The 25190-nt window shown below is 58.1% G+C and carries 27 protein-coding genes; all 27 read left to right on the top strand.

Annotated elements, in window-relative coordinates; translation table 11 throughout:
• A complete protein-coding gene (locus Q31a_RS23215) occupies window positions 1–462 on the top strand; it encodes a phage terminase small subunit P27 family (RefSeq protein ID WP_145083056.1) in 462 nt (153 codons plus the stop codon).
• Entirely contained in the window at window positions 463–2973 is a 2511-nt protein-coding gene (locus Q31a_RS23220) for a BNR-4 repeat-containing protein (protein ID WP_145083059.1), read from the top strand.
• Window positions 2974–2976: 3 nt separating this feature from the next.
• A complete protein-coding gene (locus tag Q31a_RS23225; RefSeq protein ID WP_145083062.1) occupies window positions 2977–3351 on the top strand; it encodes a hypothetical protein in 375 nt (124 codons plus the stop codon).
• A 15-nt stretch (window positions 3352–3366) separates the two neighbouring features.
• Window positions 3367–5175, top strand: a complete 1809-nt coding sequence (locus Q31a_RS23230; RefSeq protein WP_145083065.1) for a terminase TerL endonuclease subunit — start codon at window positions 3367–3369, stop codon at window positions 5173–5175.
• A gap of 21 nt (window positions 5176–5196) precedes the next feature.
• A complete protein-coding gene (locus Q31a_RS23235) occupies window positions 5197–6684 on the top strand; it encodes a phage portal protein (protein WP_145083069.1) in 1488 nt (495 codons plus the stop codon).
• 47 nt (window positions 6685–6731) lie between these two features.
• Complete coding sequence (locus Q31a_RS23240; RefSeq protein ID WP_145083072.1) at window positions 6732–7427, top strand: HK97 family phage prohead protease; 696 nt, start codon at window positions 6732–6734, stop codon at window positions 7425–7427.
• Between the two features lie 4 nt (window positions 7428–7431).
• Window positions 7432–7815 carry a hypothetical protein gene (locus tag Q31a_RS23245; protein ID WP_145083075.1) on the top strand — a complete coding sequence of 128 codons (384 nt, stop codon included), beginning with the start codon at window positions 7432–7434 and terminating at the stop codon, window positions 7813–7815.
• Between the two features lie 3 nt (window positions 7816–7818).
• On the top strand, window positions 7819–8556 hold the full coding sequence (locus Q31a_RS23250; protein WP_145083078.1) for a hypothetical protein: 738 nt from the start codon (window positions 7819–7821) through the stop codon (window positions 8554–8556).
• Window positions 8549–9760, top strand: coding sequence for an ERV1/ALR-related protein (locus tag Q31a_RS23255; RefSeq protein WP_145083081.1), 1212 nt, complete (start codon window positions 8549–8551; stop codon window positions 9758–9760). Before Q31a_RS23250 ends, Q31a_RS23255 begins: the two co-directional genes overlap by 8 nt.
• Window positions 9761–9995: 235 nt before the next feature.
• A complete protein-coding gene (locus Q31a_RS23260; protein ID WP_145083084.1) occupies window positions 9996–11483 on the top strand; it encodes a phage major capsid protein in 1488 nt (495 codons plus the stop codon).
• Between the two features lie 98 nt (window positions 11484–11581).
• A complete protein-coding gene (locus tag Q31a_RS23265; protein WP_145083087.1) occupies window positions 11582–11920 on the top strand; it encodes a hypothetical protein in 339 nt (112 codons plus the stop codon).
• Between the two features lie 100 nt (window positions 11921–12020).
• The gene (locus Q31a_RS23270) at window positions 12021–12344 is read left to right on the top strand and encodes a hypothetical protein (protein WP_145083090.1); all 324 of its coding nucleotides are present in this window, start codon (window positions 12021–12023) and stop codon (window positions 12342–12344) included.
• 12 nt (window positions 12345–12356) lie between these two features.
• Window positions 12357–12971 carry a head-tail connector protein gene (locus tag Q31a_RS23275; protein WP_145083093.1) on the top strand — a complete coding sequence of 205 codons (615 nt, stop codon included), beginning with the start codon at window positions 12357–12359 and terminating at the stop codon, window positions 12969–12971.
• A gap of 3 nt (window positions 12972–12974) precedes the next feature.
• Window positions 12975–13313, top strand: coding sequence for a phage head closure protein (locus Q31a_RS23280; protein ID WP_145083096.1), 339 nt, complete (start codon window positions 12975–12977; stop codon window positions 13311–13313).
• Window positions 13314–13315: 2 nt separating this feature from the next.
• The gene (locus Q31a_RS23285) at window positions 13316–13726 is read left to right on the top strand and encodes a DUF3168 domain-containing protein (RefSeq protein WP_145083099.1); all 411 of its coding nucleotides are present in this window, start codon (window positions 13316–13318) and stop codon (window positions 13724–13726) included.
• Window positions 13727–13751: 25 nt separating this feature from the next.
• Window positions 13752–14177: a phage tail tube protein gene (locus Q31a_RS23290; protein WP_145083102.1), complete on the top strand. Its 426-nt coding sequence runs from the start codon at window positions 13752–13754 to the stop codon at window positions 14175–14177.
• A 119-nt stretch (window positions 14178–14296) separates the two neighbouring features.
• Window positions 14297–14731, top strand: coding sequence for a hypothetical protein (locus Q31a_RS23295; protein WP_145083105.1), 435 nt, complete (start codon window positions 14297–14299; stop codon window positions 14729–14731).
• A 291-nt stretch (window positions 14732–15022) separates the two neighbouring features.
• Window positions 15023–15790, top strand: a complete 768-nt coding sequence (locus Q31a_RS23300) for a DNA-methyltransferase (RefSeq protein WP_145083108.1) — start codon at window positions 15023–15025, stop codon at window positions 15788–15790.
• Window positions 15791–15793: 3 nt separating this feature from the next.
• Window positions 15794–16306, top strand: a complete 513-nt coding sequence (locus Q31a_RS23305) for an HK97 gp10 family phage protein (RefSeq protein WP_145083111.1) — start codon at window positions 15794–15796, stop codon at window positions 16304–16306.
• A 4-nt stretch (window positions 16307–16310) separates the two neighbouring features.
• On the top strand, window positions 16311–18449 hold the full coding sequence (locus tag Q31a_RS23310; protein WP_145083114.1) for a hypothetical protein: 2139 nt from the start codon (window positions 16311–16313) through the stop codon (window positions 18447–18449).
• Window positions 18450–18456: 7 nt separating this feature from the next.
• A complete protein-coding gene (locus tag Q31a_RS23315; RefSeq protein ID WP_145083117.1) occupies window positions 18457–19329 on the top strand; it encodes a hypothetical protein in 873 nt (290 codons plus the stop codon).
• 210 nt (window positions 19330–19539) lie between these two features.
• Window positions 19540–20196, top strand: a complete 657-nt coding sequence (locus Q31a_RS23320; RefSeq protein WP_145083120.1) for a hypothetical protein — start codon at window positions 19540–19542, stop codon at window positions 20194–20196.
• A complete protein-coding gene (locus Q31a_RS23325) occupies window positions 20184–20540 on the top strand; it encodes a P27 family phage terminase small subunit (protein ID WP_145083123.1) in 357 nt (118 codons plus the stop codon). Before Q31a_RS23320 ends, Q31a_RS23325 begins: the two co-directional genes overlap by 13 nt.
• Window positions 20541–20831: 291 nt before the next feature.
• Window positions 20832–21344 (top strand): UvrB/UvrC motif-containing protein, encoded by a 513-nt coding sequence (locus Q31a_RS23330; RefSeq protein ID WP_145083126.1) that lies wholly within the window; start codon window positions 20832–20834, stop codon window positions 21342–21344.
• Between the two features lie 487 nt (window positions 21345–21831).
• Window positions 21832–22767, top strand: coding sequence for a tyrosine-type recombinase/integrase (locus Q31a_RS23335; protein ID WP_145073538.1), 936 nt, complete (start codon window positions 21832–21834; stop codon window positions 22765–22767).
• Window positions 22768–22769: 2 nt separating this feature from the next.
• The gene (locus Q31a_RS23340; protein WP_197355562.1) at window positions 22770–23999 is read left to right on the top strand and encodes an IS91 family transposase; all 1230 of its coding nucleotides are present in this window, start codon (window positions 22770–22772) and stop codon (window positions 23997–23999) included.
• 432 nt (window positions 24000–24431) lie between these two features.
• Window positions 24432–24737: a hypothetical protein gene (locus Q31a_RS23345; protein WP_145083129.1), complete on the top strand. Its 306-nt coding sequence runs from the start codon at window positions 24432–24434 to the stop codon at window positions 24735–24737.
• Window positions 24738–25190 lie beyond the last annotated feature (453 nt).

Raw genomic sequence — 25190 nt, forward strand, 5'->3', positions numbered from 1 at the left:
ATGGCCAAAGCAAGACGCGGCCGTAAGCCGAAGACAGAAGCCAAAAGCGAGCCACTCGCGGAAGTACCCGAACCGCCAAGCGACCTCGGAGCATACGCGGCGAACTATTGGCGCAGCCTAGCGCCCCAGCTTGTCGAGCTCGGCATTCTCACACCACTACACACGGAGACCTTCCGCGTTCTCTGCGAGACTTGGCAAGAGTACCGTACTCTCAGCCAGTGGTTGGAGGCGGACCCGTCACGAATGACGTTCATAACCGCCAGCGGCTACGAACAGGAAACCCCGCAGCTCAGGCAGCGCGACAAAGCCGCCGCCACGTTGCAAAAGCTATGGTCAAAATTCGGATTGACCCCCAACGCCCTAGCCCAGCTCGGAAAGCATGGCGGAGTTAAAGCCCGCACCGCTTCCGCAATCTCAAAATTCGCTCAAAAGAAATACGAAAACGACCAAGGGAACGCATAGATGAGCCGCAGATTTAAGCGAGTTACCATTCCGGCAAGCATTCAGGCTGGCAAGTGCTCTGGTATCTTCCCGATCGACCTAAGCACCGACGCCCAACTACAAGCGGCCGTCTTCCCCACCGGCCGGAACGTATACGTCACCGAGGACGACGGAGAAACCCCCGTCCCTGCCTGCTTGATTCCGAAGGGCCACATTTGCGGATCGAACGGCGGCTGGACCTGGTTTACTCAGCCCGTTGCAGTCTACGACCCCGTTGGAAACAACACGCTCACCGGATGGGTGAACCAACAAGGGGCGCGGCACATTTCCGTCTACAACCACGACACCAAGACCCAACAGGATATCCTCCTAAGTACGACCGACCTAGAAGGCGACGACCACAACAACCCGTCAATCTGCATTCGATCCGACGGCCGCTATTTGGTGGCCTACTGCGAGCACAACGAAAGGAACACGGTAAAGTTCCGAGTTTCCACCAACCCCAACGACGGCAGCGCATGGGATGCGGAGTATTCAATCACGCCCACGGTGGAGGGAATCCTATCCTATTCGCAGCTATGGAGGCTAAGCGGCGAAAATAAAATCTACCTTTTCGGCCGCCACAAAGGCGCCGACGCCTGGTACTACGTTACGTCGACCGACGACGGCGCCACCTGGTCCGCGCAAGTCGATTTTATCGACCACGGAACCTTCCAATGCTACCCACGATTCTGGACGAATGGCGTTGATAAATTCCTAATCGTCTGCACGAAGAAGGAAAACAACGTCAACTCCTTTATTGCCAACGAATCGGCAGGGGTTGCACTCGATTTGACCGGCAACCGGCCAATCTACGCGCTTCAGTACAACAGCGGGAGCGGGTGGGCGGAAATGAACGGCGACGCGCTAACGCTCCCAATCGTCCACACCGACTACGGAGCCTCCAGCATTATCGCCACCGACGCCGGCAACGATTCGCGATGGGTGGGAGACATCACACAGGACGCCGAAGGAGTCGTCCACGCCCTTTATTACGTCTACCCAAACCACGACGAACGAAACCACGACCTCTACCACGCGACCTACGACGCCGACACCGAAACCTGGTCGAGTGTCAAAGTGATGGACGAAGGCGGCCCAATCGTATCGCACTATTCGCCGTCCGTTTCCTACCCAGGCGTAGCAGTGTTCGACCCGCTCGACGCAAGCAAAATAGCGGTCGCCCGCGAGGTGGCCGGAATTCGCGAAATCGAAATTTGGAAGCGCACAGGCTCCACATGGGCAAAGCTCCAGGAAATCACCTCCGGAAGCACAGCGCACAACTTCCGCCCCAACTTCGCACACGGCCGAGTGGCAGGGGTGGAGCCTTATCTATTTTGGATGGGGGCCGGCCGGTACGAAGGCTACGAAGATTTTACCCTCGCAATGATGCAGTACCCCGCCAGGCCTGCCAGTGGCATTCTCGTGCGCTTGGAGCTCGACGGAGTAACCGACCGAGTGCTTCGAGTCTACTACACCGATCAGAACGAAGACAAGCTGCAGTCGCCCCAAGAGGTGGCCGCCGGAATGGGAGCGCTAAACCTATACGTTGGCTCCCTCAGACTAGCAGACAACCGCGCCAACCGAACCAACTTTGCGGCCGGTGGCAGCAAAGCGCTAACGGTTCTAAATACCCAGGAGGACACCGACGAGACGTTCGGCGGGATTAAATTCGGCCCCGTTGGCTCAGACATTAGTAGCAAGATGCTAATAAGCCCGGCCGTCGAAAATTCATTCCGCGTTGCCATGGTTGCAGTCGTCAATTGGAAAACGCACCCGAGCGCACCGCTACAACAATCGATCCTCAGCAACAACAGCGCCGGCCAAGGCGGAATTATTACGCGAATCACGACGGCCACCAGCAAATTCCAATTCTTTGCGATCCTATCCTCCGGCGCTATTTCGGTCACCTCAGACGTTGCCGTACCGCAGAACGAACCCGTCCTCCTATATGGAGAGTTCGACCGCTTCGACACAGCCCGCCGCATAAAAAACCGAGTCGGAGAAACCGAAAAGACCGACGCAGGAGCCAGCGCGAGTATGTCGACGGCCGTAGCTCAATATCACACGATCGGCCAAGAAAAACCAAGCGGCACAACCTACCCGCTAAACGGAACGCTCAGCATGGTTGGCATATTCGAACGAACGCTGCCCAAGGCCTACACTGACACGCTAAGCCGCGCGTTTTCTAGCCCTGCCACCTTCGCCACGATCGGTACCGAGCAACTCGACAACGAGCCGCTAATCGCCGACATCGTCGCCGCGATGAAGTCGGACGAAGTTATCGCGAAAGCGTTGGCCGATGCAGGAACGGCCGCCGACATTGCCGCCGCCGATCAAGTGCTCCAGACCGACGGGGGAGTGCTCAAGCTCAAGACCTACCGACGCGGAACTACGACCGAGATCATCCCCGAAAAAACAGCCCTAACACCAACCGGCGCCGACCTTACCAACCCCGCCACCGAGCAACTAGGCGGCTACAAAGAGGAATAAACGATGCCAAGCTTTATCGGGCTTAACTTCGGACGCGAGACCGAGAACAACACAAGCGGCGCCGTGATTCTCCGCGGCCCCCACCAGTCGATCCAATTGGATATTGGCCACGATGGAGCCGTCACAATCCCAGTAAAGGACGCCGACGGCGACCCCATTGACCTGGACGATTCAACCCTCCGGCTAATCATCAAGGACTATCGCGGCGCCAATGTCGCCACGCTTGAAAACGGTTCAATCGCGCGAGAATCGCCCAACGTAACCGTCACCGTCAACGGAGCCGCAACGGCCAAACGCCGAACGCTCCGTTGGCATTTGCTCGACATCACCGACGGCGGACTAGTGGAGGTGGCCGCGGGCTACTTCCCAGTGTACTAACCCGCAGGCTATACCGTGGCACGACGCCCAGCAGCTCGGAAACCAACCAGAACGCCACGCCGCAAAACGACCAAGTTGCTAGACGCAATCGGCAAGGCGAAACGCGAGGGATGGTACAAGTACATCCGCCAAGGCGAAGGCGAAGAGGCCGACGAACGCGCCATCCTTGCGGGTTGCTACTTCGATCAGCACCGCGCGGACCACTGGCTCGAATTCGCCGACGCCTACGGCACGCTAACCGAAGGCCCCTGGAAGGGAAAACCGTTCCGCCTGCTCGATTGGCAAGCGACCGCAACGAGCCGGCTATTCGGATGGCAGAAGCATTCGCCCGAGTGGGGCTATGCCGTCCGCCGATTCCGTTATTTGTACTTGGAAGTTCCCAAGAAATCCGGCAAAACGCCGCTCCTATCGCTACTCGGCAACTACTTACTATTTGGTGACTCATGGGACCGACAGATCAACCTATACCTAGCCGCGACAACACGCAAACAGGCGGAACGCTGCCTAATGCACGCGGTGAGACAAGTGCGGAACAATCCCGAGCTCAGCAGCGAGGCGAATATCCGCAAGCTCGAAGGGTTCTATTCGATCGAGTACGGGGACAATTCGTGGAACGTCGTAGCGGCTGACCCTGACAGCGCGGACGGAGTGAACGGCCACTGCCTAGCGGACGAGTTCCACCGCTGGAAAGGTTTTGAATTTTACAACGCCTTGAAGTGGATGCTCGCCAGCCAGCCCGAGGGAGTATTCGCGGCAATCACCACCGCGGGTTCCGATATGCAAAGCGCATGCCGGACAGTTCACGAGAAAACCAAGGCAGTCAATGCCGGCCGACAGATCGACGAAACGCACCTGGGGCAAATTTGGGCGGCCGACAAAGACGACGACCCACACGACGAAAAGACCTGGCGGAAAGCTAACCCGAGCCTAGGAACCACCAAGGACCACCCGCTAAAGCTTTCCACCTTCCGCCAAGACTACGAAGCGGCCAAACAGGAGCCGAGCCAGTGGCCGGCCTGGTTGCGCCTACGCCTCAATATTTGGTTGACCGCCGAAAACGCCTGGCTAGACGAAGCCTGCCCGCGAGGAATCGAGGATTGGGATTCAGGAGCAACAGCCCGCAAGGCCAAACAGCGCCGCATTGACTGCTACGAGGCATTCGACCGCGACGAGCTCGCAGAACAGGCACGCGGCGAGCTCTCAGCATGGCTGGGGCTCGACTTCGCAAGCGTACGCGACACAAACGCGGCCGTGGTTTCGATCCGACGCGCAGACCAAACGCTGGCGATTATCCCGCATTTCTGGCTGCCGGAGCGAGAAGCCGAACGCCAGGCTAAACGCGTCCCCTATCGCCAATGGGCGGAGCAAGGACACGTAAAACTAACCCCCGGCGACGTGATCGACTACAACGTGATTTTCGACGACCTGGTCGAAATCGTCGGCAAGTGGGGCATTGGGAAATTCTTCTACGATTCGCTATTCCAAGCGGAGTGGATGACCCAGCGACTCGAAGCCGAGACGGGCGCCGTCCGGTGGGAGTTCCCCCAGACCATTATGGAATATGGCCCAGTGATCCGCGAAGTAGAACGGCAGATCATCGGCCACGAAATCCGCCACGACGGAAACCCGGTCTTAACATGGCAGATCGGCAACGCCCACGCCAAGACCAACGCCAACCAAGACAAGCGGCTAATTAAACAGAAGCACGGCGACTACCGCAAAGTGGACGGCCCCCAAGCGATGCTAATGAGCCTACGCGATGCGGTGAGCGGACTTGAAGACGAGGCCGACTTCTACGACGACAACGACGTCGAAGTGATCTAAACACTAAACCAAGGGCCAAGGATGGCAGACCTACACCAACTAGCGAACCAAATGATTGTCATGGCGGACACGTCGAGCGCCGACACTCGCGCGAGCGATTCGCTAGAAAATCCCGCCAACCCTATCAACGCCGAGACGCTCGCGGCGCTAGACTTCTCAACCGTCGGCACCAATGCCGGCGAGAAAGTGACCAAGCGTTCCGCCCTATCAATTCCGGCCGTTTATCAAGCGGTCTCGATGATATCGGGCGACGTTGCCAAGCTCCCCATGGGGACCTGGCGGCGACTTGCCAGCGGAGGCCGAACGCTGGACCGCAAGCACCACGCGTTCCGATATGTGAACCTAGTAGGACGCCCAAACGAAGAGGTGAACGCGTTCAAGTTTTGGCGCCGGTTGATGGTATCGGCGCTACTTTGGAACAATGGCTACGCATGGATCGACAAGAACGGCCGCGGCGAAGTGCTAGGACTTTATAACCTTTTGCCCGACCGAACAACGCCGTACCGACACCGGGGGAAGCTGCGGTTCATGACCGAAGTTGCCGGGCGGCTTGTATCGTTGGAAGCCGACGAAGTCTTCCATATCGAAGGCCTCAGCCTGGACGGGTTGCACGGAGAGGACCTGGTCGGCCTATTCCGTGAAACATTCGGCCAGGCATTGGCAAAATCGAAGTTCAAGAGCAAATTTTTTGCCAACGGTATGATGGCCGGCGGAGTGCTCGCGGTTCCACCCGGCGCCAAGCCTACGACCGTAACCAAGTTACAAGGCGCGATCAAAGAGAAGTTTTCGAACACCGACAACGCCTTCAAAACGCTAGTCCTTCGCGACGGCTACAAGTGGTTCTCCACACAGGTGGATCCACAGAAAGCCCAACTAACCGAATCGGAGGAACAAGACGCCCGCCAGGTGGCCCGCATGTTCAACTTGAAAGCCGGCCGGCTATCGGTTGAAGGTGCCACGAGCTACAACGCCGACGAAATGGCAATCCGCGACTACCACGACGGAACGCTCAGCCACTGGCTGATCGGCTTACGATGCGAAGCCAACGCGAAGCTACGCACGCCGGAGGAAATCGACGCCGACGAAGTCTTCCTGGACTACAACATCAACGCGCTAATGTGGGCGGACGCCAAGACACGAAGCGACATTGCAAACACGGGGATTCAGCACGGCCGATGGAGCCCCAACGAGACGCGCGACTGGGAGAACCTCAACCCGTACGAAGGCGGCGACATCCACTACCGACCGCTCAACCTAGAACCGATCGACGGCAAGCCGACCGAAGAGGACGCACGCCAGGCCGCCGCCGAGAAACTAGCCCGCGGAGCGATCGACCGAGCCAACAACCGCCTGGGCATCAAGCTACAACGAGCCAAGACGCCCGAGGCACGCGCGGCAATCTGGACCGATGAAGAACCAACCATTCGCGAAATGATCGGCCCCGCCTGCGAAGTGCTCGAGCTAGATATTGAAAGCCAGCTCGAGCAGCTCGGAGAGTTGACCAAATAGCGCCGCGGATTATCCCGCGGAGTATCCCAGACCCAAAAGGACCAACAATGCACCAACGAAGCAACGCCCAGGCCGAAGTTCGACAACTGCGCAGCAGCCTAGCCGGAGTGAAACGCGAAAAGCGAGCCGACGGCACCCCCGCACCAATCAAAGGTCTAGCGGCCGTCTACTACCGAGAAGACGACCCCGGCACGGAATACTGGCTGTGGTCTGATATGGTCGAACGCATCCACCCGGGCGCATTCGACCGAGCAATCAAAGAACAGCACGACGCCCGCGCGTTGTACAACCACGACCCGGCCGCGATTCTCGGCCGAGTAAGCGCCGGAACTTGTCGTCTCGCGTTGACAGAGCAGGGGCTAGCGTACGAAATCGACGCCGACCCCAACGACCCCGACCACCAGCGAGTTGGATCCAAATTAGACCGCGGAGACGTTACTGGCTCCAGCTTTGCATTCATCACGCGGAAAGTGGTCTGGGAGGAAGTGAAGACCGACGAGGGGCAATGGCTGTACATCCGCAACGTCCACGACCTTGACCTCTTCGACGTTGGCCCCGTCACATGGCCAGCCTACGAAGCGACCGCCGCCGGCCGTTCGACCCGATCCGATGGCCAGGCACCACAAGCCGGCGACGCCGACCCGATGCGCGCCGAGCTCCTACGCGAACGCGACAAGCAACTACGCGCCGCCGACGATGCAGACCTGGAGATGCGCGCGAGACTCTTGGAGCTCGAAAGCTAAGCCGATGGAGCCGTCGACCTACGGACACTCGAAAACCACCGCCGAGCGCCTAACGCAAATCGCCAACCACCCCGAGACGGTATCGCGAGCGAGAACGCAACCGCTGCGCCGTCCCCAGTTGATTGGAGGCACCGGCGGCGAAGTTGTCTGGGGAGTCTACACCCTAACGGCCGGAATGACCAACGAGGGTGCCTATTACGAGGCGGAAGGCCAGGTCGTCGAAATACCCGGCGGAGAAACCACGCCAGGCCAAGAAATCCGCGCTTACATAGATACCGCCTTTGCTCAGGTGATCGGAGACAAGGGCCTAGCCGTCAAGGTGGAAGATTGGTGGCTCGTTGTAGCGCCCGAATGCGCCACACCGCCCTTCGAATACGCGGAGTCCTAAGCCATGCCGACCGCCTGCCAATGTAACTGCTTTCCATGCTGGCACTGCGGAAAGCTTCCAACGTCCCTCTCCCTTGAGTCGCTGCGAGGCTATGGCTATGGCGACGGATGCTGCAGCCTTATTGCTGGTACCTACTCATTCGCAGCATGGGCCGGCACGCTCACAAGCGGCGCGGTTTTGATTCCAGAGACCCGCGAAGTTATCCACGACACGTTCGGCATTGAACGAACCTACGGATACATCACCGAAAAGAACGCTTGCAACGCCGGCTGGCATTTTGAGCCGCAAACCGAAAAGGAATATACCGAAGGCTGGGGCGCACCGTTCACCGCAAAAACGATAGGCCCAATTTGCGGAGAGCATGAATTCTTCGCGCCTCCCGGCTGGCAATGGTGGGGAATCACGGCCGCGAAAATCGTAGTCCGGCTATCAAACGCCCAGGAGCTCCACCAACCCGACCGTCCATTCGTCGAGGTGAAAGTATCGCTAACGATGAAGGGACCAGTCCAAGAAGTCTACCGAACGGACACCTACCGCCTAGACGCCACGCTCCCCTGCAATGACATCACCGACGCACCCGCCGCATTTATCTCCAGGGAGATGGGCGCATCGCTCTACTACCCGCCCGACCCAATCTACACCGAACCGGAGGAAATAGGCGGCGAATCGGGAGAGATCGACTGGTGGGAATGCCTACGAGACCCAACGCCATTATTTACCGTAGGAGTCGGTTTTGATTAAATGCGACGGATGCGGACACGTTGTCCGCTCAAACGTCCTCCCGCTGGTTTGCCACTGCGGAACACGGACCAACAGGCTAGCCGATGGCAGCACGAACAAAGCCAGCTCGAGCTATTGGGGCAAGTTGCACCGATACCGAGGAAACAGCCTGGCCTGGGTGCTGCGATGGCTCGAAGCATACAACGGTTGCCCGACTTGCAAGGCCGACTTTCGGCGCTACATGCAACGGAACCCGCCCGACACACGCACGGAAAAGACGCTGTTTATGTGGGGAGTCGACGCGCACAACTGGGTCAACCAAAAGCTAGGCCGCGCAATCTTCACCTATACCGAAGCCCGCCGGCTATACCGCTCAACATCGAGCGCCGCGGCCGAGCTTCCAACGTACGACCAGGCCACCGGCCGAGCACTAGCCGAACCCGTCGACGTTGTAATCCCGTTCCATGCCGGCGACGCCCTATTCGCAGCGGAGGCGATCGAGTCGATTCTCGCACAGCGCCGAGTCTTCCCAATTATCCACGTAATCGCCGATCAATGCGACATTCCCGCGGAGGTGCTACGCATAGCACAGACGCAACCCGAGGTGAGACTATACCGCACACCCCGACGAATGGGACCGTATCGCATAGCCAACAGCATCGCCCGCCACGAAGCCGAAAGCGATTTTCTAGCGATTCAAGACGCCGACGACATCAGCACGCCCGACCGGCTTTCCAAGCAGCTAGCCACGCTACTTGGCAGCGAATACGCCCAGACTTCCGGCGCAATGCGAAACTTTACCGACGAACAAACCCCGCACTTGATCGACCGGCGGCGCTATGAAGAAACCATCCTCCCGGGCGTAAGGTTCCACCACGTACCCGGCGGCCGTTCGGTCAACTCAGTACGGACCATAAATCGCCGCGCGTTCGAACAGCTAAACGGTTTTGCGGACGAAATCTGCTCGATGGATTTTGACCTCGACAACCGAATATCCCTGGCGGGGATGCTCAGCCATTGGGCTAGCGACGTTGTCGGCATGCGACGCCTACACAGCCAGAGCCTGACCAATGGCCCCGAATATTCGGCCAACACCAGAGCCAGGCGCGCCGCAAATGCCCTTTGCGTACGCAATCTAACCGCGATGCAAAAGCGGCCAACCATCGCCCAGGCGGCCGAGCTCGGCGCCCTCAGCCAGGCCGAGCAATTGCCCCGCACAAACTAAAACAGCGGGAAATTGAGCGCTTGCGGATAAACTGCGGATTCTGTGAAACCCGGCTTCCCCCGGATCGGACGTCCAGACGCCGACACGGCCACGACCAGGCCAAGGGAGCCAGCCTCTAACGCACAGTCGGCGTCCATACGCGGCGAGTTAGGAACGGTTCACACCCAGCCCTAGAACAAGCTCGTCGCCTCTCAGCGAGGCGGCCCCTACTACTACCCGAGAAGGTAATACCACCATGACCAAGAAGCCGGCCGACATTCAAGAGCTACGCAAAAACAAGAAGGAATTCGGCGCCGAACTGCGAAAGCAGATCAGCGAGTACCAGGAACGCCGCAAAGATGGCAAAGAAGCCTGGCCAGGTGAAACCCGCGCCGCCTACGACGAGCTCAACAAACGCTACGAAGAGAACGAAAAGGCGCTAATCGAAGCGAGCAACGACGACGAAATCGCCAAGCGCATGGAATCCCTGCGCGAAGACGAAGAACAGAGCCGACGCACCAAGGACCGCCCAGGACTGGACGACAAGTTGCCAGGCGAGGAAAGAAGCTACGGCGACGCCGGCTTCGACCGCGACAGCGCCAGCGAGTACGCCCAACGCCAGAGGGACAAGAAGCTCGCCTTCCGCAGTTGGCTAGCCGTCGGCATGCTTTCGAAAAACCCGCAAATCGTCTCAGACGAAATGCGCGCCGCCTGCCAGCGTAACGGCTTCGACCCAATGCAGGCCAATATCGAAATTCCCCTCCTGTCGACCGAGCAACACCGCGCGGTTCAGCTTGAGGCCTATTCGATGACTCGCGAACAGCGCCAAGCGTTCGCCCACAGCGGCGAAATGCGAGCCCTGTCGAAGTACACCGCCGCGAAAGGCGCCGAATTGGTGCCGCAGAGCTTCGTTACCATGCTCGAAATGGCGATGCTCGCGCACGGCGACTTCCTGAACTACGTCGACACGCTCACGACTCAGACCGGAGAAGCTACCCATTGGCCGATCGTCGACGACACCGCCAACGAAGGAGCCTGGGTTGCAGTCGAAAGCGAGGACACGCAAATTATCGGCACCCCCGACCCGACATTCGCACGCCTCACATGGGACGCCCACGAGCTGCATAGCAAGTGGATCAAGGTTCCTATGGCGCTCAACGAAGATTCGCTTTTCAATATGGAAATGATTCTCGCCATGGTGATGGGAGAACGCCTCGGCCGTTCCATCAACCGCTCGGCGACGACCGGAAACGGAACCAAGCAGTGTAAGGGTATCACCCTGGACGCCCCGACGGGACACACGACCGCAGCCGCGGCCGCCATTGCCCTGGACGACATCATCGCCTTGGAACACTCGGTGGACCCAGCCTACCGCGACGAGTCGCAATATATGTTCCACGACAACATTCTCAAATATTTGCGATTGTTGAAGGACTTGGAAGGCCGCCAATTGTGGCAGCAGAGCATGCGGGACGGACAGCCCGATAAGCTCAATAACAAGCCCTACGCGTACAACCAACACATGGCCAACGCCGTAGCCTCTACCAACATCACCGCGATATTCGGACGCCTCAGCGACTACAAGTTGCGACGGGTGAAAAATGTTCGAGTGGTTCGAGCCAACGAACGCTTTGTGGAAAACCTCCAAATCGGTTTCCTTGGATACGTCCGAGTCGACGGTAAGTTGATGCGACCAACGGCAGACGCCCAAACGGCCGTCAAGAAGATGGTGCAGAAGACCTAAGCCAACCCGCAAACCCTTAGAAGCGCAGGCCAACGGCCGGCCGTCGAGCAATCGGCGGCCGGCTTGCGGCAGTAAACGACCAACCAACGGAGGCCCCAATGCCCAAAACTAAAATCGTAATGAACACGGCCCTAGCCGGCGACGGAATCGACATACAAGCCGGCAACGTGTGCGTTTGCTCAGCCGACCAGGCCGAAAGTTTCCTCGCCGTCGGCTACGCCAGGCCGTACGACCCAGAGACCGACGAAGCACGAACGGTAAAGCACTACCCAGAGCCGCAACCGCCGAAGGTTGAAACAAAAGCGGCCAAAAGTGAAACGAAAGCCGCCAAACCAGACGCGAAAAGCGCTAAGGATGAACCGAAACCGGCCAAAAGTGAAACGGCGGCCAAACCCAAAGCACCACGCAAAAGCCGCGCGAAGTCTCCAGCCGCCTAGCTTGTCAATTTCCCTGTCAATTTCCCACACCCATTCGCGAGAAAACGCGGATTGACCAACGAAAACACTAGTCCCCAACGAAACGAAAAGGCGAACCAGGATGGCAAAGCCCAAGAAAGAGCAGCTCGCACGCTACGCCGAGCTCAGGACACGCAAAAGTAAACTCGAATCGGACGCCCGCGCCCTTGAATCAGAAATCGACCTCCTAGCCGATCTAATCACCACGCACTTGGAAGACATCGGAAAGAACGACGCCAAGATTCACGGCTTCCGCGTAACGCTCAGCGAGGGACTAGCCTACCCGAAGTGGAAGAACCACTACATTCTGGCCCAAGGCGCCGAAGCGGCCCAAGAGGTGATCGCCAACACGCCACGCAATCCCAAGCTAACAGTGATTCCACCCGAGCCCAAAACCAAAGCCTAGAAAATCGCCGCGATGGATCGCTACCGATACGGACTACGGAAAACCGTCTACGCTTGCGAAGACGTTGTCACGCTGGACCAAGCCCGCCGCAATTGCTCAGTCGATGAAGACGACCACGACGAAACGCTCGCGGACCTAATCCACCAGGCACGCGACTACGTCGAGGAGCGGACCAATTGCAGCCTGACCACCACAACTTGGGAAATGGCAATAGATGCCTTCCCCCGCGCTAAGTGGCTCAGTCTTCCGCGGTGGCCCCTCCAATCCGTCGAGTCGATCGCCTACACCGCCGCCGACGGATCGGAAGCGACGATCGCCGCCGACCAACTAGCCGTCCGAATCGACGAACACGGCCGCGGACGCGTAGCCCTGAAAAAATGGGCGGAGTGGCCCGCGACAGAGTCGACGCCCGACGCCGTACGCATCACGTTCAAAGCAGGCTGGACCGAACCGCTAGCCGTTCCACGGCAGTGGACCCGAGCAATTTTGATGCTCATTAGTTGGTGGTTTGAGCAACGCGAGGCGGCCGTTCTCGGATCGGCTACCACCGTTCCCCTAGGAGTCGACGCGTTGATTGATTCAGCATCAACCGCGGACGACTTCGAAGACTTCGACCTCTGCGAGTAAGCAATGGCACCCGTTCGCCAGCAATCCCGATTTAGGCACCGCGTAGGCTTCCAGAGCCGAGACGAAACGCTCGACGACCTAGGACGCGCCAAACGCGGCGCCGATGATTGGACCACCTATGCGAGACGTTGGGCGGAAGTGAAGGAGCTCAGCGGCCGCGAAGCCGAGCGAGCCAAGCAAATCGCCGCCGACGCTTCCATTGCGGTGGCGATTCGATGGTTCCCAAATGTGAAGCCAACCGACCGGCTAACCTTCCGCGGCCGAGTTCTCGAAATCAAAGCTATTTTGGATCCAGATAGCACTCAGCGCGAATTGACGATCCTTTGCGGAGAAGACCGCTAGCCATGGCCTACTTCGCAATCCCGAAACTACTACGCCAAACACTCCTGGCCAATCCGACGCTGGCGACCGCCCTAGCCGGCCGGTTGCACTACCAGGAAATACCGCAAACGTCCAACTTCCCGCACGTATGGTACACCCGCAGCGGACGCGACAAAGAGACCGACATAGCGAACGAAGAGACGCTACGAATTGAGCGCTACACGTTCGAAATTGCCAGCGACCAAGACGCCGAAACGACCGTCGGCCAAATAATCGAAACGCTCGAAGCCTTCGAAGGCGAGGCCGGCGACGAACTAGTGCAGCTAGTCGAAGTAGAAGACGCCGACGACGACTACATCTTCCAGTCAATCGGCGAAGAATTGCCGAGCTACCTACACGCCCTGCAAGTGGCCGTATTCGTCCTACCACTCTAAACACTCACAACCACCGGAGGCTGGAATGCCACGCAGAAGACTAGGAAACAAGCCCGTCCTAACGCTAGACGGAACCGACATCGCATGCCTACTGAACTTCACACCGCCCGAACGCTCGCGCGAGGAAGTCGACGTCACATGCTTGGAGGATGACGCGGAAGAGTACCTCGACGCCGACCCACCCAACGAAGGAATTCTAAAGTTTGAAGCGGCCTGGGAACCAGGCGACACGAATAGCGAGCTCCTTGACGCCCTCTTCGACGAGGTAGACCCCGACGACCGCGAGGGCGCCTTCACCATCAAGTGGAGCATGTTCACCCCGCTAGTAACCGACGCGTTTAGCGGCCGGATTCTAAAGCTATCGCCCGCTCAGGTGGAAAAGAAAACCTTGATTAAGCGATCCGTCGAAATTCGGCTGACCACGAAAGTAACCCGAACCGTCGCGACCTAACCCCGAGTCAGTGCGCGCCGCGCCGAGCCTGAACCGTTGGGGCCGACCGCAAAGCGCGGCGCGCACGCCATTACCACGGCCCCAACTTCCCCAACAATCCCAACAACGGATCCCAAACGATGAGCAACCTACAAAAGAAGACCGAAGCCAAGCTAGCCGAACCCAAGACGTTGAACGAATCGACGATCCTAAGCGGCGCCGACATTCTCGCGGCCGACAAGCTGCGAGCCGTTCCAGTCGTCACGCACGAATGGAAGCCTGGCTCCCAAGTCTACGTTGCCGAGCTCACAGCAGACGAACGCGACGAATTGGAGCAATCCTGGGCGGAGTATAAGACCGCCCGCGATGAAGAGGACGGAATCGGTTTCCGCGCATGGTGCGCCGCCTATTGTATTTGCGACGAAAAGCGCAACCGTACATTCATCGGCCGCCAGGTGGAAGCCGCGGAGACGATCGGCAAGCGACGCGGCAAAACCACGAGCCGCATTTTCAATACGGCCGCCCGAATTAACGGATTGACCAAGGCCGACATTGACGAGCTAGAAAAAAACTAGCAAGCGACGCAGCCCGAGAACGCCGGTGGCAATGGCGGGTAGCCCTATCGTTGGGCTACCCGAGCCGCCGCGCATGGTTGCGTTGCATTTCTTCACTCGACTATGCCGAGCTTGTCGCGCTCAGCCGCTTAGAACGAATCGGCCTCGAACGCACAGACCTACACGCCGCGGCAATATCGGGAAACCCGCCCGAAGTATTCTGCCACGAGCCCCAGCCCGACCAGACCGCCGAGGAGTTGTTCGAAAGCTTCTCACAATTCACCACCCCAGACGCCAACGACTAGCGCCCCCATGTCCGCGACACTTTGCGAAAACTGCCAACGCCAACAGCAACCACCCGCCACCGGCCCAGGCTGGACCGTCCACCATGGAGCGGCCCAAATGATGCTGCAGCGGATCGAAGCCGCTAGCGTTGCCGCGATCATCAGCGACCCGCCCTACGCATCAGGAGCCGGAACACTGCTCGGCGCCCTAGCGAAGAGTTCTACCAAGTACCAGAACAGCGAAAGCAAGAAGCTACCGGAGCTCGACGGCGACTCAATGCTGCCCGAAGCATGGTCGGCAATGATGCTAAGCGTTGCCCACCAAATGCGACGCGTAGCCATGCCAGGCGCGGACGTCCTAATGTTCTGCGATTGGAGAAGCCTAAGCCGGCTAATCGAGGTGCTCGGCGGCGCCGGCTTCCAACTGCGCGGCACCGCGACTTGGAACAAGGGAAACGCCGCCCGGCCGAATCGAAACGGATTCAGGAGCCAGACCGAGCTAATTCTTCACGCGCGAGCTCCCGGCAAGCTAGCCAGGCCGAAGGATGTCTACCTCCCGGGGGTGTTCGAATATCGCACAATCCAAAAGGGCAAATTGCACATGACGCAAAAGCCGCTCGAGCTAATGCGCGAGCTTGTCGAACTCGCGCCGCCAGGTGCCACGATTTTGGACCCGTTCCAAGGTGCAGCCACAACCGGAGTCGCCGCAATCGAAAGCGGCCGCGAATACATCGGTTGCGAGTCGTCCGCGGAGTACCACGCTATAGCCGTCGAGAGATTGCAGAACCGAGCCTAGCCAATGGCCGCTTACGTTGTCACCGGATCGAAAACGCTAAACGCCAAACTAGCCTCCCTCAAAACGACCGAGGCTAAAAAACTAATTCGCAAGGCGAGCCGAACCGCATTAAAGCCAGTGCAGGAGGAAGCCAAGCGACTAGCCCCGGTGAAATCGGGACGCCTGCGCCGATCAATCAAGGTTCGAGCCCTAAAGCGTTCGCGCTCCAGAGTTGGTTCCCGAGTCACCACGAACGGAAACGACAACCTATTTAAGGGCCGAATCTACTACGGCGGGTTCGCGGAGTATGGCTGGAAGGCCGGCCGCCGAGCGACTAACGCGGACCTAGGAGTAAGCCGACAAAAACGGCGAACACTCCTGCAGCGGCTACAGGTGGAGATACACAACTCGAAACGCCGCGCGATCCCCGGCCGTTTCTTTATGAAACGCGCGGCAAAATCCAAGCGCAGCGCCGCCCTAGGAATCTACCGCCGCGAGTTATCCGCCGCGATCCGAAAGCTAACCCAAGCGAGCTAACCCCATGGCAGTTATTGAAAACCTAGACATTGTCCTGGGAGCCCGCACCGAGAAGCTAGACCGCGGACTGGACCGCAGCAGCGGCAAGGTGAAGAAATTCGACCAAGATGTCTCCGCGATCGGCAAGTCGGCCCAAGCGGCCCTCGCACCGCTCGCGCAGATGGGCGCCGGTATTCTCGCGGCCGTTCCCGGCGCGACCGCAGCCGCGACCGCATTCTCAGCCATTGCGGCCGCATTCGCGACCAGCAGAGCCGCGAAGATTGCCAAGGAAAGCTTCGACACGGCCAAACAAACCAAAGCCGCCGCCGCCAGTATGGACGACTTTGCGGAGGATGCCCTCAAAGCGGCCGTTGCTATGGCCATGGCGGCCAAGCATAGCGGCCAACTGCGCATTCCCAGCAGATCGACGACCGGACTAGCCCGCTACAACTCGGCTACATCGTACGCCGGCCGCCGCAATTATTTCGACTTCGACGATGGGAAAATGATCGACGGCAGCGCCAAGCAGATCAGCAACGTACCCGCAGCGGCCAACGCCGGCACAACGGCGCTAAAGGGAATGTCGGTCGCCGGAGTGGCAGCCGGAGCGGCAGTCGCGACCGCGTTTGTCGCCGTAGCTTCCGCAGCGGCCGCCGCAGTTGTGACCGTTCGAGGCGTAGCCGTCCAAATGGGAGAAATCGACAAAATCGCCAAGAGCGCGGCAATTGCCAACGTCACGTTCCGCGAGTTGGCAGGCTTCCGGCTTCTAACCGAGGAAAGCACCGGCAAGGGCGCCGAGATTGCAGACAAGGCAATCCAGAAACTACAAATCCGACTCACCGAAGCCGAGCGCAACGGCGGAGCCCTGGACGACCAGCTAACCGCGATCGGCCTAAACTCAGGCGAACTATTGCGAGCCGGACCTATCGAAGCAATGCGCCAGCTCGCAGCGGCTACGCAGCAGATGAAGAACCCGTCCGACCAGCTAGTTCTCGCGTTCCGACTCTTCGAAGAGGAGGGGGCCGCATACGTCAACACGCTACGCGCCGGGCCGGCCGCGATCAACGCGAGCATTGCAGCGGCCGAAACGCTAGGCCTCACTCTCAGCGAGTCACAAGCCAAGGCGGTGGAAGCCGCCAACGATGCCTGGGGACGAACCAAGCAGCTATCCAGCGGAGTATTCCGCCAACTCGCGGCCGAAGCTGCGCCCGTGCTGACTGTCATCAACCAATCCATTCTGGAAATGGCTAGCGGCTTCCAAGCCACCGCCCGAGCAATCGGACCAGTTATCGACAACCTAGCCATAGGCGCCGGGTTCGCGTACGACATCTACCAAGCGCTCGACATGGTTCGCAAGCTACAGAACCAAGCCAAGACACTAGACGCTGCTGGAATTCTCGAAACGCTAGACCAAGGTTTTGACTTTGGAAGCGCGGAGAAATTCCTGGGGCAGATCAACGAAGCACGCGCCGCAGCGATCGAAGCCGCCAACGCCGCAAAGGGAGGCGGAGGGATTGACCTAGCCGCGATCCAAGCCCAAGAGGAAGCCGCCAAAGCAGCGGCCGAAACAGCCAAGGCCGCCGCCGATCAAAAGGCCACCCAAGACGAGCAAAACCGCCAGGCAGTAGCCGAGCGACTCAACCAACTACGCGAAGAAATACAGACGCTACGAGAAGGCGCCACGGCCGTGGATGCGATGCGCCTAGCCAGGCAGGGAGCCACCGCCGCGCAAATTGCCAGCTTTAAGGCTATGACCGAGCAGAAGGCCAAGATGGAGGAACACCAAGAGCTCCTAGCCCGCGGCGCCGAGCTCCAAAAGCAATACGCGACACCACAACAGCAGTTGAACACAGAGCTCGCGGACCTCACACGGCTATTGGATGTCGGCGCAATCAACTTCGCGACGTTCGCCCGAGCCAGCCGAGAAGCCGCAAAGCGAATAGGCGAAGAGGACAAGCCGGCCCAGAAGGCCGAGACGCCCACCTTCGGCGCATTGGAACGCGGATCGGTAGCAGCTTACAGCGCAGCCCGAGCAAACGAGCGAGCCGGCCGAGCCGAACCGCTCCAAGAGAAGGCCAACGCACTACTAACCCAAGTAAACGGCCACCTCGAGCGAATCGCCGCCACCATTGGACCACAACAACACGTAGGCAACGCCGGGTAAGGATACCATGCCAACCATCAAGGGAATTCGCAAAGCCGCCGGCCAAGAGGGATCGATCGAGCTAGGCGACGAAAAGCTATTGCGCCGCTACGCGCTGGAATATCTAATCATCGCCGACAACGCCACCCAAGGCCCCATTGAAATTTGGTCAACGCCAGGCCTGCCAGTGGTTGGAGTATCGACCTACGCCTACGCCGGCGAATCGGACCTGGCGGCCGTCTGCAAACGGAAAGTACCCAAGCGCGACACCAAAGCCTCCCGCGCCTGGATTGTACGCGTTGAATTCGACAACGACCCGCGGAGCAAAAGCCAAGAGACCGAGGCGGACTATCCAGCAGCAACCGCACGGCCGCCGATCATTAGTTGGGATTCCGAGTATGGAGAAGAGATCCTCCACCGCGACTATTCAGAGCCGCCGAAACCGATCCTTAATTCGGCCGGCTTGCCGTTCGACCCGCCTATCACCGAGCAGGTGGTCTATCCCGTGCTCGTCATCCAGCGGTACCAAACGACCTTCACCCCGGCGACGATCCTAGCCTACGAGAACCGCGCCAACAAAGAAGACTTCTACACCGCGCCGCCAGGCCACGCCCTGATGTCGAAAATTGCCGCGACCCAGGTAATAGAAGACGCCGTCAAACTATGGCAAGTAACCTACCGCATTCGTTTTGCGGTCGACGGCTTCGACTTGGAGCCATTGAACCAAAGCAGCCACTACCGCGACCCCGGCACAAGTGAGCTCGTCGCATTCATCAAATCAAACGTCCCATACATTGGGAACTTGAAAGCCAACGGCGACAAGGCCGCCGAAGGCGAAGAGAGCTACGGAAGTTTCCGCCGAAAGAAACGCGTGAGCTTCGGGCCGCTCGCGCTCGAGTAGCTCAGCCGAACCCGACCAACGGCCGCCAATTTTGGCGGCTATTTTTTTACCCCCAACGAATACCCCCCCCCCTAATTTTTCTCCAAAAATGTGCGCGCTTAACCTGCGGTCTACGTGCCCGCCCTGCGCCACAATCCGACCGCCCCCCCGCCCGCGAGGGAGTGGCAGCCTTTCCGGAGAGACGCAGGTGCACACGATTGTCAACGAACCATGAGCAAACGACCGACCGAAACAAAGCCGACGACCCGACAAACCAACCGAGTCGCGCGAGCCGTTCAAGGCCACCAGACGGCCGCCGAAGCCATTGGGCCCATTGTGCCGGGGATGAGTCTCTTCTGCATCACCCGCGGCCAGATCTCAATGATAGACGTAATTCGCCACGTCATCGAATCGGCGGAGACTCCGGTGGTTGCGTCCGTTTGGACGTGGGCGGTTGGAGATTTTGAAGTCGAGGCCTTCGAATATTTCTTTCGAGAGAAGCGAATCGAACGCGCGACGATGGTTATTGACCGATCAGCCGAACAACGGAACGTAGACTTGATCGACCGATGGCGGAAGCGATACGGACCGGACCGCGTAAAGGTATGCTTGAACCACGCGAAGATAGGTACCATTGAATGGCCTGGCTATCGGGTACTCGTCCGCGGTTCGATGAACCTTAATTGTAACCCGCGCTTCGAACAGTTCGACATCTCGGAAGGCGACCAGGCCTTCGACCTAGTCCGCGAGGTGGAGACGGAACTCCCGGTCCTTCCGCGGCTCTCATCCTGCCAAGAGGCCAACGAAGCGACCGGAACCGCGAAAGCCAAAGCACTTACCCTGGAAGAACTGAAACCCTTTGGAGGAATCAAAACGTGGCAAAAGTAGTTAAGAAGAAACCTGCGACGCCCCGAACGAAACCGGCTAAAGCTCCAGCGAATCCGCTGACGCCGAAAGACGCGACATCGGCCGAACCAACGCGACCGACCGAACCGGCGGCCGTGTTGGCGCTGTTGCTCAGCCTGGGAAACCAACGAGACCAGGCGACCCTCTATGCGAATAGCTATTGCGAGTACCAAGAGGCCCAGGCAAACATCGCCGCCAATGGAGCCGTTGCGGCCAACCCACGCACCGGCGCACCGATGGATAACCCGTACCTAAAAGTCCGCGACAAAGCGGAGGCCAAGCTGCTCGCGATGGGGCGCCGGATGAAAACCGAGGGGCTCTGGTAGCCATACGGAAAATACTATTCGCGCGCCTCGCGCTCTTGCGATGGTGGCCGGTTCGCTGGTGGTCGATCCCCAGCGCTTCCCGCAAGTCATTGTCCAGATTCGCAACCACGCATTCTCCGACCTTGTGAATGCTGCCAGCCTTTCAGACTGGAATTCTGCCCTGGGATGTGGATAATTGGGGCTTAGATTGAGGATAATTGCCGACCGCAACCAGGATAATCCCCTTGAATATGGTATTATTCTCATTGGCCAAGGATAATAACAAGTTCGCCGACATAAGGGGTTCTCGTAATGCATCATCTTCCCCGCGGCAAAAGTTGGGACCCGCTACGAGTTGCAAGCGTATTGTCTCGCAACGGAGTCCCAGCGTCCGTAGAAGGGACCTTGGTCCGAATTGAGATTTCGGATACGGAGCCGCCCTCGATTCTCCAAAGGTTTCTCAGATGGGTGTTGCGACCAAGCTCAAGCGTCGTCACGATTAGTCACGACCCGACGCATTTCATTCGCAATATTGACGTGCACTACGATCCATTCAAGGTTTCAACTGATCTCCCATATCTACATGACATCACTGTCGCGCTTCGCGAATGTGGATGCATGGTCAAATCGGATCGAGAGATAGCCGAAAGCTATTGCCCCAACTCGGATGAATTACCCACAATGTTTGAGACAATGGAACGCCTGCAGCGAGAGAAAGAGAACCTCGTGGCCGTACAGGACTTCGAGTCTGCAAAACTGAAACGAGACGAAGAACGTGGTGTTCTCAAACAAATTGATGCTTACCTATCCCGTTCCGTTGGCTAGCTGACGATCCGGACAAGCGGCGAACCATGCGATGAACCGAAGTCGCGGAGTCGTCGTTTTTGACAATGGAAAATCAATCGCCGCGACTCGGTTATCGCGGCCGTTGAACTAAACCGCTTCACTTTCAATTTTCTCGTAACTCTAAGCAGACTTCTTCTGCGTATCTCACGCGAGCTACTTCTCGCCTCTTGCTGGTGCGGTGCTTTGCATTGCGATGGCTCTGCACCGGCTACAGTCGCCTAGCTCGATGGCTTTGCCTGCTCGGCCGCGTGTTGACTTCGGCCAGTCCCAGCGGTGACGGTGCGATTGCATGGCCACTCCGACGAGTACGACTGAGTGGCATGAGCGAGGTAAGTGAGCTGCCTCCCCCCGTTCCGAATTTAACGATTATCCGACTTGCGCTTTCTGAAACCCCAATCATGCTGGGGATTAATGTCGCATTTCTGCGGCAAGTTTGACTTCCCGTTTTCAGTAAGGCTTCAGCGCAATGCCCAGCTCTTTTCGCAAGCATACTCTTGCATCCATTAAACGTATGGCCGAGGACATGTTGCTCCGCAACATGGCAATTAGAACCATCGATTCCTACACCTTCCACGTTGGGCGTTTTTCCAAGCACTTCGGAAAACTCCCCGAGGATCTGGGCCCCGAAGAGATTCGCGAATTCCAACTGTGGATGATCCAAGTGAAAAAATGTTCGTGGAGTTCGTTTAATCAAGCTGTTTGTGGCCTACGGTTTCTCTACACCTTCACGCTCCCCAGGCCGTGGGTCGTGAAAATGATTCCGTTCGGCAACCGGCCTAAGAAGTTACCCGTTGTGCTGGGGCAGGAAGAAGTACACAGGCTGATCGAGTGTGTAACAGTTCCCAAACATCGAGCGGTCCTACTGACTCTCTACTCGGCCGGGCTAAGGCTCAGCGAAGCAACCAACCTAAAGCTCCCGGACATCGACTCCGAGCGGATGCAACTGCGGATCATTCAAGCCAAGGGGCGCAAGGATCGCTACGTACCGCTCTCACCAAGGCTCTTGGCCGAACTACGAGAGTACTGGAAGATCAACAAGCCGAACCAGTACATCTTTCCGGGCAAGACCAACGATGTGCCACTTTCCGGAGCAACCATTCAGAAGACTTGCAAGATGGCCGCCGCACAGGCGCACATCAAGAAGATCGTTACTCCACATACTCTGAGACATTCTTTTGCGACCGGACTTTTGGAAGCAGGCGTCGATCTGATGGCGATCAGCAAGCTGCTCGGGCACAGCAGCTTTACAACAACGATGATCTATTTACACTGTCGGCGAGAGCACTTGGGATCGACCCCCAGCCCGATCGACTGGCTCCCGGCCCGGCAGTGCCCGCGCTGGATCGACCCGTCGCTGCAAGCTCCCAGCCCCAGCTCGACGCCCGCGAGCGATCCGATCTGAGTGTGGCCAGCATACTCAAGCGGTACACGGCTGACTTCATCAGCAAGTATCGACCGAGTCTCTCACGACAAGTCGAAAGCACACTAGCGAGGATCGGCTTCTGCCGCACCGCAGCCATGGGAGGTCGCACCTATGCTTGCAATCAGTGCCAGACCAAGATCTCGCTCTACAACTCGTGCGCCGACCGGCACTGCCCGCAGTGTAGTGGGGCTCGGCGCGCCGACTGGCTCGATAGAGCCGCTGAGCTACTGTTGCCAGACGTAACTTACTTCCAAGTTGTCTTCACGTTGCCAGACAAACTATCTCCGCTGATACTCGGTAATCGTCGCAAACTCTATCGTACCTTGATGCATACTGCTTGGGAGGCGCTCAAGGAGTGTATTGAAACCAAGCTTGGCATGCAGGCCTCTGCCATGATGGTCTTGCATACTTGGAATCAACGGCTGGGGCACCATCCTCACGTGCACCTCCTCGTTCCCGGCAGCGGCCCATCACTGGACGGACGGCGTTGGATCGAGTGTCGGCAAACCAAGCCCACGGGGAACTCACCCGCCAAGCCAACGTTGGTGGACAACAAGGAACTCAGTCGAGAATTCAGCGAACGTTTCCTACGTAAACTAAAATCGCTGCACCGTCGCGGCAAGCTGGATCTTGAAGAAGAATTGGCGGGACTTCAAGAGCCGCTGGCTTGGGCCAAATTCACTGACACTCTCCTCGCACACGACTGGTGTGTCTTCATCGAGCGACCACCGACGTCCAAGTCGTCTCCGGAGCACGTCTTGAAGTACTTGGCCAGATACATGACTGGTGGCCCCATCTCGGATCGACGCTTGGTGAGCTGCGATAACGACATCGTCACGTTCATGGCTCGCAACAAGGACAAACACAGCTCGGCTAGTCAAGTTTCAGAGAAACTCTCTGGAGTTGAGTTCATTCGATGTTGGTCACTCCACATTCTTCCCAAGGGTTTTACCAAGTCACGTTGCTTCGGAGGCTACAGCAGTGCTCGCCGCACGGCCTTCATCGCCTTGTGCAAGCAGCTCCATCCGCTCGCCGTGACGGAACAATGCGATCCTCAAGTCAACGACGCAATCACAGAGACGCAGGACATTCCGACAGAGCGTTGTTGTGCCAAATGCCAACAACCCATGCAACTCCTCTCCGAGACTCGTCGTCCGAGCTGGCGGGACCTATTCTATGGCCCCAACCATCACTCTTGGTTCGAGAGTTAGACTAGTGCCCCTACGCTACGACATCGTTACAGTATCCTGCTCCGATGCATACGCATTGACGGCCAACCGCTGCCCGCTGGTCACAGTTCACCGACGAAACAGTCCCCAACTGACGTCAGATTCTCTACGCGACTGCCCGGCAGCTCAACAAACTGCTTGCCAAGCCATCTCTGACTAGGCTAAACTGACTCTCATCAGACGCCAGCTCAATACTATCCGCATAGGACCCGTCGAGCGAAGCGTCTCAGCTCAACGGACAATCTATCCCTCCGTGCTCGCTGCGCTCCCAGTTGGGATAGATTGCTATTCGTTCCCCGACTGAAGCCAGCTTAATTCTGTTTCGTTTGCTACACCGTTTTCACACCTACCAATAGACAGCGCTGAACGCTACCGCAGACGCGACACTCCGGCAGAAACTGGATTGATCCGACTATGCCTACTTACGCACTCGTATTGCTGATTCTCATTACGTGGCTCGCCTATCCAGCGGTTGGCATCATCAGCCTTCGCGCTGCTATCGCCAGAGGCGATCGACCTCCGGATGCCGGATTTAGCTATCTTCCCGAGTTGATCATCTACCCGCCACTGTTTTTCGGATTCGCGATGCTCGTTGACTTTTTCGTCATGCCTTGGGGGCGTTTGTTGGTTGGTCTACTGTGCGTTATAATGCTCGTGCTTTACGCGATTGACGTTGGTCGTAACCTTGCCGCTATTCGCCGGATCGAGGATCGCACTTGAGGACGCGGGGAACCAGCGCGTGCACCGGAGTACGCGAGCCGGCCGGTTTTGAAATGGAAAATCTTTCGCGCGTACCCGGTGACGCGTGCCGTTCTGCCTTTTGCTCGAGCGTTTTGCAATGCGAATGCAAACTCCAATACGAACTTTGCTGGTGCTGACTGCTGTATTCGGCGTGGTTCTTAGCGTAGGGTTTAACGGTATTGAAACAATCGCACTCATGTTGCCTCCTGCAATCTGCGTTTCTGTATTTGTGGTTCTTTGGCGTCGACACCGGCCCAAAAGTGCAACTGTAGTTCTAGCTGCGTATCTTTGCCTTTGGCTGATAACCGCTGTATTTGGTCCCCAAAGCGTGAGGACCAGCTTCGAGCGGAAAATGTCTAGTACCGGAAGCGAGAACGTTTCATCGCAATACAATCGACATGAAGACTACGCTTTGGATCGACTTGCCCCTCG

This window comes from Aureliella helgolandensis (assembly GCF_007752135.1).
Lineage (GTDB): Bacteria > Planctomycetota > Planctomycetia > Pirellulales > Pirellulaceae > Aureliella > Aureliella helgolandensis.

Coding starts and splice junctions, on each gene's coding strand:
- Q31a_RS23215 (WP_145083056.1), top strand. CDS start 1: ATGGCCAAAGCAAGACGCGGCCGTAAGCCGAAGACAGAAGCCAAAAGC.
- Q31a_RS23220 (WP_145083059.1), top strand. CDS start 463: ATGAGCCGCAGATTTAAGCGAGTTACCATTCCGGCAAGCATTCAGGCT.
- Q31a_RS23225 (WP_145083062.1), top strand. CDS start 2,977: ATGCCAAGCTTTATCGGGCTTAACTTCGGACGCGAGACCGAGAACAAC.
- Q31a_RS23235 (WP_145083069.1), top strand. CDS start 5,197: ATGGCAGACCTACACCAACTAGCGAACCAAATGATTGTCATGGCGGAC.
- Q31a_RS23240 (WP_145083072.1), top strand. CDS start 6,732: ATGCACCAACGAAGCAACGCCCAGGCCGAAGTTCGACAACTGCGCAGC.
- Q31a_RS23245 (WP_145083075.1), top strand. CDS start 7,432: ATGGAGCCGTCGACCTACGGACACTCGAAAACCACCGCCGAGCGCCTA.
- Q31a_RS23250 (WP_145083078.1), top strand. CDS start 7,819: ATGCCGACCGCCTGCCAATGTAACTGCTTTCCATGCTGGCACTGCGGA.
- Q31a_RS23260 (WP_145083084.1), top strand. CDS start 9,996: ATGACCAAGAAGCCGGCCGACATTCAAGAGCTACGCAAAAACAAGAAG.
- Q31a_RS23265 (WP_145083087.1), top strand. CDS start 11,582: ATGCCCAAAACTAAAATCGTAATGAACACGGCCCTAGCCGGCGACGGA.
- Q31a_RS23270 (WP_145083090.1), top strand. CDS start 12,021: ATGGCAAAGCCCAAGAAAGAGCAGCTCGCACGCTACGCCGAGCTCAGG.
- Q31a_RS23275 (WP_145083093.1), top strand. CDS start 12,357: ATGGATCGCTACCGATACGGACTACGGAAAACCGTCTACGCTTGCGAA.
- Q31a_RS23280 (WP_145083096.1), top strand. CDS start 12,975: ATGGCACCCGTTCGCCAGCAATCCCGATTTAGGCACCGCGTAGGCTTC.
- Q31a_RS23285 (WP_145083099.1), top strand. CDS start 13,316: ATGGCCTACTTCGCAATCCCGAAACTACTACGCCAAACACTCCTGGCC.
- Q31a_RS23290 (WP_145083102.1), top strand. CDS start 13,752: ATGCCACGCAGAAGACTAGGAAACAAGCCCGTCCTAACGCTAGACGGA.
- Q31a_RS23295 (WP_145083105.1), top strand. CDS start 14,297: ATGAGCAACCTACAAAAGAAGACCGAAGCCAAGCTAGCCGAACCCAAG.
- Q31a_RS23300 (WP_145083108.1), top strand. CDS start 15,023: ATGTCCGCGACACTTTGCGAAAACTGCCAACGCCAACAGCAACCACCC.
- Q31a_RS23305 (WP_145083111.1), top strand. CDS start 15,794: ATGGCCGCTTACGTTGTCACCGGATCGAAAACGCTAAACGCCAAACTA.
- Q31a_RS23310 (WP_145083114.1), top strand. CDS start 16,311: ATGGCAGTTATTGAAAACCTAGACATTGTCCTGGGAGCCCGCACCGAG.
- Q31a_RS23315 (WP_145083117.1), top strand. CDS start 18,457: ATGCCAACCATCAAGGGAATTCGCAAAGCCGCCGGCCAAGAGGGATCG.
- Q31a_RS23320 (WP_145083120.1), top strand. CDS start 19,540: ATGAGCAAACGACCGACCGAAACAAAGCCGACGACCCGACAAACCAAC.
- Q31a_RS23330 (WP_145083126.1), top strand. CDS start 20,832: ATGCATCATCTTCCCCGCGGCAAAAGTTGGGACCCGCTACGAGTTGCA.
- Q31a_RS23335 (WP_145073538.1), top strand. CDS start 21,832: ATGCCCAGCTCTTTTCGCAAGCATACTCTTGCATCCATTAAACGTATG.
- Q31a_RS23345 (WP_145083129.1), top strand. CDS start 24,432: ATGCCTACTTACGCACTCGTATTGCTGATTCTCATTACGTGGCTCGCC.